The sequence below is a fragment of the Curtobacterium sp. Curtsp22 genome (assembly GCF_059492135.1).
In genome coordinates, this window is sequence record NZ_CP168519.1 from 3000582 (window position 1) to 3015062 (window position 14481).

Here is a 14481-nt window from a genome sequence, read left to right on the forward strand (position 1 = left end):
TCAGCGAGCAAATACGTATTGGCTCCGACTCGACGGGGCCACGATCGCTCAGAGAGGAGCGACCCATGGCGAACGGATTCAGCACTCCGATCGACCGACGCACGCTGTTCAAGTTCGGTGGTGCCGGACTCGCACTGGCCGGCATCGGATCGCTCGCGGCGTGCTCCACCTCCGGCAGTGGCGGTGGCGCGACGGGCACGATCAAGATGCTCTACTTCGGGGAGCAGAGCGCGGCGACCGCACTCCAGAAGGCCATCGAGCCGAAGATCCGGCAGCTCGACAAGACGGCGAAGCTGCAGGTCACGGCCATCAACGGCACCGACTGGAACGACTTCCTGGCGAAGGTGCTCACGCAGATCGCTTCCGGGGACGTGCCCGACATCGTCAGTGTCGCGACCGAGGGGCAGCAGCTGCTCGCCTCGAAGAACCTGCTGACGCCGCTCGACGACCTCGTCACCAAGAACCTGTCCGGGCTGTCGACGTACTTCAGGGGCATCCACCCCTCGCTGGTCGAGTCGACGATGTACCAGGGGCACCTCTACACGCTGCCCGACAGCTTCAACGCTGGCAGCATGTTCTACTCGACGTCGCTGTTCGACAAGGCGGGGCTCTCGCGTCCGGCCGCGAACTGGTCGATGGACGATTTCCACTCCTCGGCGGAGAGCCTGGCCAAGGTCGGCGGCAGCACCTACGCTTTCGACTGGGTCGTGCGGCTCTGGGGCAGCTGGACCTCGTTCCTCTACGCGAACGACGGCAACCTCCTCGAGGAGGGGCGCTACTCCGGCGGCGACTGGCTCTGGGGCAGCAAGGCGTTCGACGGCAACGCCGTGGGCGTGAGCGGCCGCAAGGGCGGCTGGAAGTGGGGCGACCCGACGGCGAACTCCGACGCTGCGGTCGAGGCGCTGCAGTACGTGATCGACCTGCAGAAGTCGGGGGCGTCCCCGTCGCCCGACGTCGGCGGTGGCGGCACGCTGCAGGGCCTCTTCGCGTCCGGGCGCATCGGCATGACGATCGGTGGCGGGTTCTGGGCGGGTGGTCTCCACAACGCGGGCATGAAGGACGGCAGCTTCGACGTCGTGGAGTTCCCGACGTGGAAGAGCAACAAGTCGCTCTTCGGTGCCGGCGGGTACGGGATCTTCGACTCGTCGAAGCAGAAGGACCTGGCGTTCGAGGTCATCAAGCTGATGGTGCAGCCGGAGAGCTTCGACGCGCTCTGGCCCGGCAACGTCACGACACCGGCGCAGAAGTCGCTGCTGACGGCCGATCGGTACAAGACCACGGGGCCGGAGCACTGGTCGGTGTTCTACGACCAGCTCGACAACTCGGTGCCGATCTCCGCACCGCCCTACTACAACGCGCTCGCGACGGCCCTCAACCAGCGCACCACGCAGGCGATCTCGTCCGGCAACGCGAAGAAGGCGCTCGACGGCCTGCAGGCCGACATCGAGAAGGCCGCCGCGCAGGCGTCGTGATGACCGCGACGACAGGATTCCGCTCCCGGCGGGCTGCCGAGGTCGCAGCCCGCCGGCCGGCGGCCAAGCGCGTCCGGCGCCGTGAAGCCTCGTTCGGCTACGCGATGATCGGACTGGCGGTGGTCTTCGTCGCCGTCTTCACCTTCATCCCGATCCTCGCGTCGCTCGCGCTCTCCTTCACGTCGTGGGACGTGATCAGCAGTCCGAAGTTCGTCGGCCTGGACAACTACGTGCGGCTGTTCACCGACGGTCCGGTCCTGGCCTCGTTCGGGGTGACCGTCGTGCTGGCGGTCTGCATCGTCGCGTTGCAGATCTCGCTCGGCATGCTGTTGGCGGTGCTGGCGAACAACCGGAAGCGCAACGCCACGCGCGTGTTCTTCCGGACGTCGTTCTACCTGCCGCTGCTCGCGTCGTCCGCGGCGGTGTCGATCTTCATGGGCTACATCTTCGACACCAAGTTCGGGCTCATCAACTACTACCTGAACGAGATCGGGCTCCCGGGCGCGCACTGGCTCAACGACCCGTTCTGGGCGAAGGTCACGGTCGTGCTCGTGGTGGTCTGGCAGCAGGTGGGCTTCACGTTCGTCCTGTTCGTGGCCGCCCTGATGTCCGTGCCGGTCGACGTCCAGGAGGCCGCAGCGATCGACGGAGCCGGGCCGTGGCGCACCCTCTTCCGGATCAAGATCCCGTTGATCAGCCCGACGATCCTCTTCGCCACCGTGATCGCGATGATCAACGCGATGCAACTGTTCGACCAGCCGTTCATCATGACGAAGGGCGGGCCGGGCACCGCGACGACGACCGCGACCATCTCCCTCTACCAAGCCGGCTTCCAGAACCTGCAGTTCGGGTTCGCCTCCGCCATCGCGATCCTGTTGCTCGTCATCATCGGCATCATCACCGGGATCCAGTTCATCGCCGCACGAAAGCTGGTGTTCTACCAATGACGACCACCGACGTCATCAACCCGCTCCACGCGCCGGAGACCGTCGCGCAGCCGAGCGTCGCCCACATCGTCCGTCGCCGCCGACCGGTGGCGAAGGTCGGCAGCGTCATCGGGCTGGTCATCCTGATCATCGCCGCGGTGTTCGCGCTCGGGCCGCTGCTCTGGACCCTGACCACCTCGCTCCGCACCCCGGCCGAGTCGTTCGACAACCCGCCGCAGTGGATCCCGCTCTCGTGGGACTTCAGCAACTACGCGGCCGTGTTCAACCAGATCCCGATCGGCCAGTTCTTCGTGAACAGCGTGCTCGTCACACTGCTCATCGTGGTCGGCCAGACCATCACCTGCACGCTCTCGGGCTACGCGTTCGCGATGATCAGCTTCCCGGGGAAGAACACGATCTTCGGGATCTTCCTCGCCACCATGATGGTGCCGATCCAGACGATCATCATCCCGGTGTTCGTCATCCTGAAGGACATGGGACTGACCGGCTCCATCGCCTCGCTCATCGTCCCGGCCCTCGGCAGCGCGTTCGGCACCTTCCTGATGCGGCAGTACTTCATGCAGATGCCGAAGGAGCTCGGTGAGGCGGCGCGCATCGACGGAGCGACGCAGTTCGGCGTCTTCTGGCACGTGTACTCGCGGATGGCCAGCCCGGCGATCGCGACGCTCGCGATCCTGAACTTCTCCGGGTTCTGGGCCGAGTACTACCGGCCGCTGATCTTCCTGAACCAGCAGGACACGTTCACGCTCCCGCTCGGCCTGGTCGGCCTGCAGGGCAACCTCGGCACCGGCTCGATCTCGGTCGTGCTCGCCGGCGTGGTCCTGACGATGATCCCGAGCGTGCTGCTGTTCATCGTCGCCCAGCGGTACTTCATCGAGGGCGTCACGGCGGGGTCGTCACGATGACCGACACCCCCGTGACCGAGGCGCCTTCGGCAGTGGCCCCGCCGGCCGACGCCCGCGCCGTCCCCACCCCGTCCCAGGAAGCAGCACCGACCGTGATCGCACCAGCCGACCACCACCTCCCGCAGTTCCACGTCCGCCTGCCTCGCGGCTACGTCAACGACCCGAACGGCCCGATCGACATCGGCGGTCAGGCCCACCTGTACTTCCAGTCCCGGCCGCGCGTCGACCTCGACGTCCCGGTGGAGTGGGGGCACGTGACGAGCCACGACCTCGTGCACTGGACGCTCCACCGTCCGGCGATCGTGCCGGTCCCGGGCGGTGCCGACTCCGGTGGTGCCTGGTCGGGCAACACGGTCCTGCACGACGGGGTCGTCCGCGCCTACTACTCCGGCAAGGTCGACCACAGCCCCTTCCAGTCGGTGCTGCTCGCCGAGTCCACCGACGGCGGAGCCACCTTCGGAGCCCCCGTGCAGGTCGTCGCGGACCCCGGAGCCGAGGAATCGATCACGATGTTCCGCGACCCGTTCGTGTGGTCCGACGGAGACGGGTGGTCGATGGCCGTCGGCGCCGCGGACGCCGACCAGGTGGCGTCCGTCCGGCACTACCGCTCGACCGACGGTGTCGACTGGACGTTCGTCGGCGACCTCGTCGCCATGCCGCGCGCGACGGTGCACGGCATCGACACCGGCGAGGGCTGGGAGTGCCCGCAGATCATCACGATCGACGGCGCCGACGTGGCGATCGTCGCGTCGTGGTCCCACGCGGAGGGGCCCGGCGACGTGCTCGCGGTGCCCCTGACCGGTGCCCTGCGGCCCTCCCGGATCGACGACGGGCAGCACTTCTACGCGGCTTCGGTGATGCGGACGGGGTCGTGGGGCCCGGTGCTGTTCGGGTGGATCACCGAGGGCCGGAGCCGGGAGTGGACCGAGCAGGTCGGCTGGTCGGGTGCGATCTCCCTGCCGCGCCGCGCCTGGGTCGCGGACGGACGGCTCCTGACCGAGCCCCACCCGGCCCTCGATGCGCTGCGCGTCGGTTCGGCGACGGACGGCCGCGCGGAGACGATCGGCGCCCAGGCAGAGATCGTGCTCCAGGACCCGGTGACCGGCCGCATCCGGGTCCGGTTCTCCGACGCCGAGTTCCTCGACATCGTCGTCGACACCGAGGCGGACACGCTCACCGTCGACCGGTCCTGCGCCAGCACCGACCAGCGCGCGGACCGGCGCCCAGCCGAGATCCGTCATCCGTTCGACGCCGAGGCGGACCGCCCCGCGGTGCGCGTGCTGCTCGACGGTTCCGTGGTCGAGGTCTTCACCAGCGCCGGACGCTCCGTCACGACGCGGGTCTACCCGGTGCAGGCACCGCCGTGGACCGTCGAGGCCCCGGAGGGCGCGTCGTGGTGGCCGCTCGAGTGCGCGGTCACCTCGGTGGCGTCCGCTCCGCGAGCGGTCGTCGCCGGGGCCGGGACTGCCTGATGTCGTCGCGGTACGGCCCCGTCGCCGGTCCGGGAAGGACACGGACGTGTCGATGATCACCGTCGCCGGCGAAGCGCTGGTCGACGTCGTCGGTCAGGGCCGCGAGGTCCCCGGCGGCGGGCCCGCGAACGTTGCGCTCGGCCTGGGGCGGCTCGGCGCCGAGGTCGAGTTCGCGACCTGGCTCGGTGCCGACGAGCGGGGACAGCGCGTCGCGCGGCACCTCGAGGCCTCGGGCGTGCAGCTCGTCGCCGGCGGCTTCGGCGCTGCACGGACGTCATCCGCGACGGTGCTGCTCGGTGCGGACGGGCAGCCCAGCTACGCGTTCGACATCGAGTGGGACCTCCCGCGCCTCCAGCGGACACCGGAGTGGTTGCACATCGGATCGATCGCCGCGTTCCTCCAGCCGGGGGCAGAGAAGGTGCTCGCTGCGGCCGAACGGACCACGGCCACCGGTGGGATCGTCTCGTTCGACCCGAACGTGCGCCCCGCCCTGCTCGGCACCCGGTCCGGAGCACGCGCCCGGTTCGAGGAGCTGGCGGCCCTGTCGACCGTGGTGAAGCTCTCCGACGAGGACGCGGCATGGCTCTGGCCCGGGCGTGACACCGACGCGGTGCTCGACGCGGTCATCCGGCTCGGGGCGGAGCTCGCCGTCGTCACCGCCGGGGCATCGGGATCCGTCCTGTCCACGGCCTCGGAGCGGGTGACGGTGCTGGGGGAGCGCACGGCCGTCATCGACACGGTGGGCGCGGGGGACACCTACACCGCGGCGCTCCTCTGGCAGTTGACCTGCTCGCGGCCGTGGCCGGCGGACTCGTCGTCGACGGGCAGCGGCTCGTCGCTGGGACACCTCGACGGCACCGCGTTGCGGGAGCTGGGTCGTACGTGCTCCATCGCCGCGGCGATCACGGTCGGACGGCGCGGGGCCGACCTGCCGACCATCGACGACGTCCGTCTGGCCTCCGGCCCGAAGGCCGTCCGGTGACCGCGTCGACCGTGCGGACCCACCGACCCTCGTCCACCACCCGAACCCTCGAAGGAGAACACCATGCTCGGCAACCTCACCGGCGTCCACCTGCTCGTCATCCTCGGCATCGTCATCCTGCTCTTCGGCGCCACCAAGCTCCCCGCCCTGGCGAAGGGTCTCGGGCAGTCGCTCACGATCTTCCGCCGCGAGGTCCGCGACACTGAGCCGCACGGCACCGCGACCGGCGTTTCCACTCCCGCCGCGACGTCGACCCCGACGACGCCCGTCGAGTGACGACACCGCTTCGAGCCGAGCGGAGCGAACCGTGGACGCCGAGAAGCTGATCGTCATCGGGATCGTCGCCGCGGTCTTCGTCGGACCGCACCGCCTCGTCGGTCTCGCGCAGCAGCTCGCTGGGGTCGTCCGACAGCTCCGTCACTGGGCGGAATCCACGAAGGCCCAGGTCGAGGAGGAGATCGGCGTCGAGATCGACTGGTCCGAGCTCGACCCGCGTCGGTACGACCCGCGCCGGATCATCCGGGATGCGCTGACGCAGCCGTCATCAGCGAGCGAGTCGGGGGAGCGGGCGTCAGCGGCGACGGCTGTCACCCATCAGACTCAGCAGTGATGCCCCGCGCCCGCCCCGCGCCCGCTCCGCGGAGCGCGTGAGTTCCCCGACCACGCGATCCGCGGTCGAAGCGTCTGATGCACGAACGCCTCAACGGACAGCAGCACTCGACCAGAGCCCGCGCGCGAGTCCCCACGCCCGGCGGAGGACCGGGTGCAGTTCCTCGGCTGCCGCGACGAGCAGCGTGCAGGCCTGCGCGATCAGGAACACCACGAGCGCAACCGAGGCGAAGGCGGTGACGATCCACGCGGTGGCCGGCACCAGGAGCAGTACCCCGAGCACCCGGACGGCACGGGGTTCCACGGGCTGCCGTACGGAGCGGAGCCCAGCTGCGACGAAGGCGAGCGGGACGAGTGCCTGCAGGACGAGCGCGATGGGGAACCACAGCTGACTGCTGGTCGCCGGGGACTGCGTCGCCACGAAGCCGACGACGCCGGCGGCGACGAGGGTGCGCACGGCATCGCGGGTGAACGCTCCACCAGCGGCAGCCATCGACCCTGCTGCCACCGACGTCGCGGCCAGGACGGGTACGACGATCGCGCCGAAGACGTGGTGCCCGGTGAAGCCCAGCAGATTGTCGATCGCGAGCAACGCCGCGCAGCAGGCGCCGACGGCGAGGACGACGGCCGTGCCTCGGGCGATGGATGGTCTCGTAAGCGACCCGCTCATCGCTCGCTGCCGTCGATCGGTTGCGAAGAGTCGCCGATCCCCCGGTGCGCAGTCAGGGATCGCCACTCGTCAACGCTCGTGTTCACCCTCCCCGAATCATCGCCCCGGGCGAGGCGACAGAGACCAGAATGCTGCACATCAGCGAACGGTGCAACCTCACGGGTGCGAGCGGTACGAGGAAGATGACGCTTGACTACGTAGACAACCCCGTGATTACCTGTCTTCCACACCCGATCCCCCTCGGGCCCGAGGCTGCAGCGAAGGAGCTGGCACATGAGTGACACTGCCCCCGTCCGCCGCCTGCGCCCCGCCTCGATGACCGACGTCGCCGCCCTCGCGGGTGTCTCCCAGAAGACCGTCTCCCGCGTGGTGAACGACGAGCCCCACGTCACCGAGGCCGTCCGCGCCAAGGTCGAGGCCGCGATCTCCGAGCTCGGTTTCCGCCCGAACGCCGCCGCCCGCTCCCTCAAGTCCCAGCGCTCCCGCCGCGTCGGCCTCATCACCATCGGCACGAACCTGTACGGCCCGACGGCGATGCTCACCGGCGTCGAGCAGGCCTGCCGCACGCACGGCTACAGCCTCGCCGTGGTCCGAACGCTGACCGCGACCGCCGAGGAGCTCCAACCCGCGGTGGACTCCCTCATCGGCCAGGACGTCGAGGCGATCGTCTTCTCGGAGCCGGTCGACAACCAGATGGACCAGCTCCGCATGCCCTCGGGCGTGACCGTCCTGACGCTCGGGCCGCCCGACGTCGCCGACCGTGAGAACACCCTCGCGGTCGGCCTCGACGAGACCGGTGCCGCCTTCGCTGCGACCGACCACCTGCTGGCCCTCGGTCACGAGACCGTGTGGCACATCGCCGGCCCCGGGAACTGGACCTCGAGCCAGCGCCGGGAGACCGGTTGGCGCGCGGCCCTGCAGGACGCGGGCGTCGCCGAGCACGAACCGGTCGAGGGGGACTGGTCGCCGCAGAGCGGCCACGACGCGATGCGCGCGCTCCTCAGCCGACCCGACGTGACCGCGGTGTTCGTGGCGAACGACCAGATGGCGATCGGCGCGATGTCCGCGATCCAGCAGGCGGGTCTGTCCGTCCCGGGCGACATCAGCATCGTCGGCTTCGACGACATGCCGATCGCGGCGTTCCTGCCGGTGCCCCTCACCACCATCCGCCAGGACTTCGACGAGGCCACCCGTCTCGCGATGCACCGCCTGTTCCGGACGCTCGACGGCCACCCACCGGCCGAGCGGCACCGGATGCTCCCCGGCCAGCTCATCACGCGCGCCACCAGCGCGCCGCCGTCACCGGAGCGGCGTCACCTCCGCCCCGCCGACTGAACACCGGACGGGAGGCGCGGCTTGCCGCCGTCCCGTGAGTGAGCGCTCACGCGCGCTCGCCTCCACACCCGCACCCACCTCGACGACGACGTCAGGAGACGACACGTGACCCCAGTACCACCGCGACCCGGCACGACCGCCGCAGCCGCGCCTCCCGACCGGAACGCGAGCCGGGGACCCAGCCGACGCGACCTGCTCCGGTGGGGCGCCGCTGCCGGCGGAGCCTTCGCGCTCAGCGGTCTGCTGGCCGCCTGCTCACCGCAGTCGACCGCGGCCGTCCGCTCCGGACGCGCCGACCTGGCGTTCTGGACGCACGACCCCGGCTACAAGAAGTTCTTCACCCAGGCGCTGCCGGTCGCCGACCGGAAGTCCGACTTCCGGTTCGCGCTCGACATCACCACGATCGCGGCGGCCGACATCCCGACGAAGCTCATCGCCCAGGCGGTCGCGGGCACGGGCACACCGGACGTCGCGGGACTCGAGATCGGAGCGTTCTGCCGGATGCTCCGCGGCGACATCGCGAAGGAGCTGCTGAGCGACCTGTCGCCGTCGGTGGCCGCGCAGCAGGACGACCTGATCGCCGCACGACTGACGCCGTTCTCGAAGGACGGACACCTCTACGCGCTCGACTCGGACACCCCGCTCTGCGTGTACTACCACCGTGCCGACCGGTTCGAGGCCCTCGGCATCCCCGACGACCTGACGACGTGGGAGGAGTACATGGACCTCGGGGCGAAGCTCAACAAGAGCAAGGGCGTCTCGCTGCACGCGGTCGCGGTCACCGATCCGGGCGGCACGCTGCAGAGCTACCAGATCCTGCTACTCCAGCGCGGCGGTGACCTGTACGACGAGGACGGCGGCATCGCCATCCAGACCCCGGAGGCCGAGCGCACCCTGCAGTTCCTCGTCGACGGGGTGCAGTCCGGAGCGATCGCCACGGTCGCGGACATGTACGGGCCGAGCCTGCAGTCCGGGCTGAAGGGCGGAACGATCCTGGCGGTCGACATGCCCTCCTGGTACGCCAGCTACGGCATCAAGCCGAACGTCCCCGAGCAGAAGGGGAAGTGGCGCGTCCGGAACCTGCCCCGGTTCGCCGGTGGCGGCAGCACGACGAGCGTCGGCGGCGGGACCGGGTTCGCGGTGCTCCGCGACAAGCCCCTCACGAAGGCGGGGATCGACCTCGTGCTCGCGGCGTACCTCGACCCGGACCAGCAGGTGAAGCGGTACCAGGACCTCGGGTACCTGCCGACCCTGCGATCGGTCTACGACGACCCGCGCCTCGCCGCGATGAGCGACCCGTACTTCGGTGGGCAGCAGCTGTTCGGCGTCTACAAGTCCGTCGTCGACGACGTCCCGTCGCAGCACCAGAGCGCCGACGCAGCGATCCTGCAGACCGTCCTGAGCGGCTACATCATCAAGGCCTACAAGGGCCAGATTTCCCCGAAGCAGGCGCTCGACGCCGCTGCGGCCGACTTCCGCGGCCAGACCCGCGCCTGAGGAGGACGACGTTGTCCACATCCACCGCCACCGGCATCCCGGTGTCCGCCACCACGGCCGATCCGCCGGCCCGACGACGACGGCTCAACACGAACGGCGGCAGCGCGCCGTACCTGTTCATCGCGCCGTTCTACGTGCTGTACGGCCTGTTCATGATCGTGCCGGTGCTCGCCGCCGTGTACCTGTCGCTCACGGAGTGGGTCGGTCTCGGTGCCCCGAACTGGATCGGGCTGTCGAACTACGCGAACCTGTTCCGCGACACCAGCTTCGGCACCGCCCTGGTCAACTCGCTGATCTACACGCTCATCGCCGTGTTCGTCATCGTGCCGGTCTCCCTGCTCGTGGCGCAGGCGCTGAACGCCAAGGGGCTGCGCGCCCGCGACCTGTTCCGCGTGACGTTCTTCATCCCGATGGTGCTGTCGCCGATCGTCATCGCGCTCATCTACAGCCTGGTGTTCGACACGAACTACGGGCTGCTCAACGCCTCGCTCAAGGCGCTGTTCGGGCTGCCGAACACCGACTGGCTCGGGGACCCGACACTCGCGAAGGTCGCGATCGGGTTCGTGCTCCTCTGGCGCACGGTCGGGTACCTGACGATCTTCTTCCTCGCGGCGCTCCAGAACGTGTCGCCGGAGCAGTACGAGGCCGCGTCGCTCGACGGTGCCGGCACGTTCCGGAAGTTCACGAACGTGACCCTGCCGGAGATCCGACCGGTCACGAGCTTCGTCGTCGTCACGTCGTTCATCAGCGCCGCGCAGCTCTTCGACGAGCCGTACCTGCTGACGAAGGGCGGCCCGGGCGAAGCGACCCTGTCCGTCGCCATGTTCATCTACCGCGCCGCGTTCGAGCGACAGCAGTTCGGGTACGCGGCGGCGGCCGGGGTCGTGCTGTTCGTCATCGTCTTCGGCGTCAGCCAGATCCTCAACCGCGCACTCGCCATCGGGAGGGACGCATGACCGCCACCACCGACCGCCCGACCACCCGGGCCGTCACGACCGCCGGAGGTCGGGCTCCCCGCTCCGGCCCGCCCCGCACGCGCGGGTGGGTCGCCCGCCGTGGGCTGCTCTACGCGACCCTCATCGCCCTGCTGCTCGTGTTCGTCTTCCCGCTGCTCTGGGCCCTGTCCGGCTCGTTCAAGCGACGCGGCGACATCTTCGCGACACCGCCGTCGCTGATCCCGAACCCGGCGACCGGCGAGAACTACTCCAACCTGCTGTCGACCCAGCCGTTCTGGGCATGGTTCGGCATCAGTGTCGGGACCGCGCTCATCGCCACCGTCGTGTCCGTCTTCGTCTGCGCGATGGCGGGCTACGGGTTCGCGAAGTTCCGGTTCCGGGGCAAGCGGGTGCTGTTCGCGGTGATGTTCTCGTCGCTGTCCGTGCCGTTCGCGGTGATCCTCGTGCCGCTCTTCATCCTGGTGGTGAAGTCGGGGCTCACGAACCCGTGGTTCTCGCTCGTCGTGCCGTGGGTGGCGCCGGCGTTCGGCATCTTCATGATGCAGCAGTTCATCGTCCAGGCGATCCCGGACGAGATCATCGAGGCCGCCCGCATCGACGGCAACTCGGAGTTCGGCACGTTCCGTCGTGTCGTGCTCCCGTTGCTCCGGCCGTCCCTCGGCGCACTCGCCGTGTGGAGCTTCCTGCAGAGCTACAACTCGTTCCAGTGGCCGCTGGTCCTGTTGTCCGACTCGAACCAGTACACCCTGCCGCTCGGCCTCAACGCGATCTTCGCCTCGGAGAACCGCTCGTACGACCTCGTGCTCGCCGGCGCCGTGCTCGCGAGCGTGCCGACCATCCTCGTGTTCCTGCTCCTCCGCAAGCAGTTGCTCGACGGCCTGACGGCCGGCGCCGTGAAGGGCTGAGACATGACCCGCGACCAAGCACCCTCGAACGGAGTACCCCGCACCATGCAGCACGACCGCGTCCTCTTCGGCGCCGCTTACTACCACGAGTACCAGCCCACACCGCGGCTCGACGAGGACATGCGCCTCATGCAGGAGGCCGGGTTCTCGGTCATCCGCGTCGGCGAGTCGGTCTGGAGCACCTGGGAGCCGGAGAACGGCCGGTTCGACCTCGAGTGGCTCGCCCCGGTGCTGGACGCCGCACACGAGCACGGCATCCGGGTGGTCCTCGGAACGCCGACCTACGCGGTGCCGATGTGGCTCGCCCGCATCGTGCCGGAGATCAACGTCCGGCGACGGACCGGCGGCGAGGCGATGGGCTGGGGGGCTCGCCAGGAGATCGACTACGCCCACCCCGCGTTCCTGTTCCACGCCGAGCGGGTCATCCGGAAGATCGTCGCCCGGTACGCCGACCACCCGGCCGTGATCGGGTACCAGGTCGACAACGAGCCGGGCAACGAGCTCATCGCGAACCCCGAGGTGTTCCAGCGGTTCGTCGACCACCTGCGGCACACCTACGGGAGCGTCGAGCGGCTCAACGAGGAGTGGGGGCTGACCTACTGGTCGCACCGGCTCTCGACCTGGGCGGACCTGTGGACCCCGGACGGCAACGCGCAGCCGCAGTACGACCTCGCGTGGCGTCGGTTCCAGGCCTCGATCACGACGGACTTCATCGCCTGGCAGGCGTCGGTCGTGCGGGAGTACTCCCGTGCGGACCAGTTCGTCACGACGTGCATCGCCTACGAGCGGCCCACCGTCGAGGACGAGGTGCTCACCCGTTCCCTCGACGTCACGGCCGGCAACCCCTACTACCGGATGCAGGACGCGCTCGAGCTCCCGAGCACCGACGAGCCGGCCCAGTTCTGGACGTCGTCCGGCGCCTGGTCGATCGTCGCGTCGGGCGACCGGATGTACGGGTCGAAGCAGGCGCCGTTCCTCGTCACGGAGACGAACGCGCAGGCCATCGGCTTCTCGTGGATGAACGAGCCGGCGTACGAGGGACAGTGGCGCCAGGCTGCGTGGGCGCTCGTGTCCCGTGGCGCCTCGATGATCGAGTACTGGCACTGGCACACGCTGCACTACGGGGTCGAGACGTACTGGGGCGGGGTGCTCCCGCACTCGCAGCAGCCGGGGCGGACGTACGAGGAGATCGCCCGGATCGGTGCCGAGTTCGCCCACGCCGGGGACCGGGTCGCCGGACTCCGGCCGCACGCCGACGTCGCGCTGCTCTTCTCGAACGAGTCGAAGTGGGCGTTGAACGAACACCCGGCGCTCGGCGACGGCATGGAGCCCGACCGCCGATCGTGGCAGACGGTCTACGACGCCTTCGCCCGCGGGGTGTTCGACGCCGGGCTCCAGGCGAACACGGTGCACCCGTCGCAGGTGTTCGACCGCGACCCGGCGTCCTTCGCCGCCGAGCGCCCGGTCCTCGTCGCCGCGGCGTTCACCATCGCCACCGACGCGCAGCTGCAGTGGCTCGCCGCCTACGCCGAGGCCGGCGGCCACCTCGTGGTCGGCATCCGCACCGGTTACGAGGACGAGGAGGCGCGTGCCCGGCTCGAGCGCAAGCCCGCATTCCTCGACGTCGCGGCGGGCGTCCACTACGACGAGTTCAGCAACCTCGGTCGCCGCATCCCGGTGTCCGCCGGGGCCGCCGCGACGGACCACGGGTTCTCCGTGCCGGTCGGGGCCACGGCGACCCGGTGGGCGGACGGCCTGCTCGTCGACGATGCCGACGTGCTCGTCGGGTACGACCACCCGCACCACGGCCGGTTCGCCGCGGTCACCACCCGTGCACACGGTGCCGGGCGGGTGACCTTCGTCGGGACCGTCCCGGACCCGGCGCTCGCCGCGGCGCTCGTCGCCTGGGCGGCTCCGCGGGCGGACGGAGCACCCGGCTGGCGTCCCCAGAGCGACACGCAGTCGGTGCAGAGTTCGGTCAACGGACGCGGGGAGACCGTGCACGTGGTCCACAACTGGTCGTGGACGCCGAGCACCTTCCAGGTGCCGGTCGCGGCGGAGGACGTCCTCGACGGCACGGCGCTCGCCGCCGGGTCCGAGCTGTCGCTCGGGGCGTGGGACGTGCGGGTGCTGGCCGTCCGGTAGGCGACCACTGCGGGACGGGAGGCGCGGTGCCAGCTGGCACCGCGCCTCCCGTCCACCGTCAGGTCACCGCCACGCCGCCAGCTCACGCGAGAGCGTCGCCCGCGCCCGGACCAGCATCCCGCGCACCGTCGAGACCGGCAGCCCGAGCGCATCGGCGACCTCCCGGTAGGACAGCTGCTCGACGTGCCGCAGCTCCCAGCACCGGCGCTGCGTCGCGGGCAAGGTCGTGAGCACCGCCGTCGCAGCCTGCGCGAGCGACGCACGCTCGGTGACACCGGTCGGGGCGTGGTCGTCCGCTGCGGGCGTCGACTCGTCGAGCCGGCCGGTGACCCGCGCCGCGGCCCCGCTGAACCGGTCGTAGCTCCGCCGCCGAGCGGTGGTCACGAGCCAACCGCCGATCGCCGCTGCATCGACGATCGTCCCCAGGTGCGTCCACGCCGCGAGGAACGTCTCCTGCACGACGTCGTCGGCGTCGGCATGGGAGTGCAGGACGCGCATGGCGGTGGCGTGCACGAGCGGCGTGTGCCGTCGCACGATCGATGCGAAGTCGGCGGTTTGCGGTGGTGCTGCGGTGGGGGCGCGCATG

The 14481-nt window shown here is 70.0% G+C and carries 14 protein-coding genes; 12 read left to right on the forward strand and 2 right to left on the reverse strand.

Annotated elements, in window-relative coordinates; translation table 11 throughout:
• Window positions 1-65 precede the first annotated feature (65 nt).
• The 7 genes from ACEN8D_RS14540 (at window position 66) to ACEN8D_RS14570 (ending at window position 6388) form a co-directional block, all read left to right on the forward strand.
• On the forward strand, window positions 66-1472 hold the full coding sequence (locus ACEN8D_RS14540; protein WP_070417978.1) for an ABC transporter substrate-binding protein: 1407 nt from the start codon (window positions 66-68) through the stop codon (window positions 1470-1472).
• Window positions 1472-2419, forward strand: a complete 948-nt coding sequence (locus tag ACEN8D_RS14545) for a carbohydrate ABC transporter permease (RefSeq protein WP_413398146.1) — start codon at window positions 1472-1474, stop codon at window positions 2417-2419. Before ACEN8D_RS14540 ends, ACEN8D_RS14545 begins: the two co-directional genes overlap by 1 nt.
• Window positions 2416-3324, forward strand: coding sequence for a carbohydrate ABC transporter permease (locus ACEN8D_RS14550; RefSeq protein ID WP_083295207.1), 909 nt, complete (start codon window positions 2416-2418; stop codon window positions 3322-3324). Before ACEN8D_RS14545 ends, ACEN8D_RS14550 begins: the two co-directional genes overlap by 4 nt.
• Window positions 3321-4796 (forward strand): glycoside hydrolase family 32 protein, encoded by a 1476-nt coding sequence (locus ACEN8D_RS14555; RefSeq protein WP_413398145.1) that lies wholly within the window; start codon window positions 3321-3323, stop codon window positions 4794-4796. The genes ACEN8D_RS14550 and ACEN8D_RS14555 overlap by 4 nt, the downstream gene beginning before the upstream one ends.
• Window positions 4797-4848: 52 nt before the next feature.
• Window positions 4849-5778, forward strand: coding sequence for a carbohydrate kinase family protein (locus tag ACEN8D_RS14560; RefSeq protein ID WP_413398149.1), 930 nt, complete (start codon window positions 4849-4851; stop codon window positions 5776-5778).
• A gap of 63 nt (window positions 5779-5841) precedes the next feature.
• A complete protein-coding gene (locus ACEN8D_RS14565) occupies window positions 5842-6054 on the forward strand; it encodes a twin-arginine translocase TatA/TatE family subunit (protein WP_413398144.1) in 213 nt (70 codons plus the stop codon).
• A 31-nt stretch (window positions 6055-6085) separates the two neighbouring features.
• Window positions 6086-6388, forward strand: a complete 303-nt coding sequence (locus ACEN8D_RS14570; protein ID WP_413398143.1) for a twin-arginine translocase TatA/TatE family subunit — start codon at window positions 6086-6088, stop codon at window positions 6386-6388.
• Window positions 6389-6478: 90 nt separating this feature from the next.
• Here ACEN8D_RS14570 and ACEN8D_RS14575 read toward each other — a convergent pair whose 3' ends face one another.
• Window positions 6479-7057: a hypothetical protein gene (locus ACEN8D_RS14575; RefSeq protein WP_413398142.1), complete on the reverse strand. Its 579-nt coding sequence runs from the start codon at window positions 7055-7057 to the stop codon at window positions 6479-6481.
• Window positions 7058-7330: 273 nt separating this feature from the next.
• On the opposite strand from ACEN8D_RS14575, the gene ACEN8D_RS14580 reads away from it, so the two are divergent.
• From ACEN8D_RS14580 to ACEN8D_RS14600, 5 genes are all read left to right on the forward strand, one after another.
• Window positions 7331-8392, forward strand: coding sequence for a LacI family DNA-binding transcriptional regulator (locus ACEN8D_RS14580; protein WP_413398141.1), 1062 nt, complete (start codon window positions 7331-7333; stop codon window positions 8390-8392).
• Window positions 8393-8497: 105 nt separating this feature from the next.
• The gene (locus tag ACEN8D_RS14585) at window positions 8498-9889 is read left to right on the forward strand and encodes an ABC transporter substrate-binding protein (RefSeq protein ID WP_413398140.1); all 1392 of its coding nucleotides are present in this window, start codon (window positions 8498-8500) and stop codon (window positions 9887-9889) included.
• An 11-nt stretch (window positions 9890-9900) separates the two neighbouring features.
• On the forward strand, window positions 9901-10845 hold the full coding sequence (locus ACEN8D_RS14590) for a carbohydrate ABC transporter permease (protein WP_229085480.1): 945 nt from the start codon (window positions 9901-9903) through the stop codon (window positions 10843-10845).
• Window positions 10842-11750, forward strand: coding sequence for a carbohydrate ABC transporter permease (locus ACEN8D_RS14595; RefSeq protein ID WP_070417984.1), 909 nt, complete (start codon window positions 10842-10844; stop codon window positions 11748-11750). The genes ACEN8D_RS14590 and ACEN8D_RS14595 overlap by 4 nt, the downstream gene beginning before the upstream one ends.
• 45 nt (window positions 11751-11795) lie before the next feature.
• Entirely contained in the window at window positions 11796-13895 is a 2100-nt protein-coding gene (locus tag ACEN8D_RS14600) for a beta-galactosidase (protein ID WP_413398139.1), read from the forward strand.
• Between the two features lie 63 nt (window positions 13896-13958).
• On the opposite strand, the gene ACEN8D_RS14605 is transcribed toward ACEN8D_RS14600, so the two are convergent.
• Window positions 13959-14480 (reverse strand): RNA polymerase sigma factor, encoded by a 522-nt coding sequence (locus ACEN8D_RS14605; RefSeq protein WP_413398138.1) that lies wholly within the window; start codon window positions 14478-14480, stop codon window positions 13959-13961.
• Window position 14481 lies beyond the last annotated feature (1 nt).

What these genes read in the sequence shown, in the direction of transcription:
- ACEN8D_RS14540 (WP_070417978.1), top strand. Translation starts at nt 66, where the DNA reads ATGGCGAACGGATTCAGCACTCCGATCGACCGACGCACGCTGTTCAAG.
- ACEN8D_RS14545 (WP_413398146.1), top strand. Translation starts at nt 1,472, where the DNA reads ATGACCGCGACGACAGGATTCCGCTCCCGGCGGGCTGCCGAGGTCGCA.
- ACEN8D_RS14550 (WP_083295207.1), top strand. Translation starts at nt 2,416, where the DNA reads ATGACGACCACCGACGTCATCAACCCGCTCCACGCGCCGGAGACCGTC.
- ACEN8D_RS14555 (WP_413398145.1), top strand. Translation starts at nt 3,321, where the DNA reads ATGACCGACACCCCCGTGACCGAGGCGCCTTCGGCAGTGGCCCCGCCG.
- ACEN8D_RS14560 (WP_413398149.1), top strand. Translation starts at nt 4,849, where the DNA reads ATGATCACCGTCGCCGGCGAAGCGCTGGTCGACGTCGTCGGTCAGGGC.
- ACEN8D_RS14565 (WP_413398144.1), top strand. Translation starts at nt 5,842, where the DNA reads ATGCTCGGCAACCTCACCGGCGTCCACCTGCTCGTCATCCTCGGCATC.
- ACEN8D_RS14575 (WP_413398142.1), bottom strand. Translation starts at nt 7,057, where the DNA reads ATGAGCGGGTCGCTTACGAGACCATCCATCGCCCGAGGCACGGCCGTC.
- ACEN8D_RS14580 (WP_413398141.1), top strand. Translation starts at nt 7,331, where the DNA reads ATGAGTGACACTGCCCCCGTCCGCCGCCTGCGCCCCGCCTCGATGACC.
- ACEN8D_RS14595 (WP_070417984.1), top strand. Translation starts at nt 10,842, where the DNA reads ATGACCGCCACCACCGACCGCCCGACCACCCGGGCCGTCACGACCGCC.
- ACEN8D_RS14600 (WP_413398139.1), top strand. Translation starts at nt 11,796, where the DNA reads ATGCAGCACGACCGCGTCCTCTTCGGCGCCGCTTACTACCACGAGTAC.
- ACEN8D_RS14605 (WP_413398138.1), bottom strand. Translation starts at nt 14,480, where the DNA reads ATGCGCGCCCCCACCGCAGCACCACCGCAAACCGCCGACTTCGCATCG.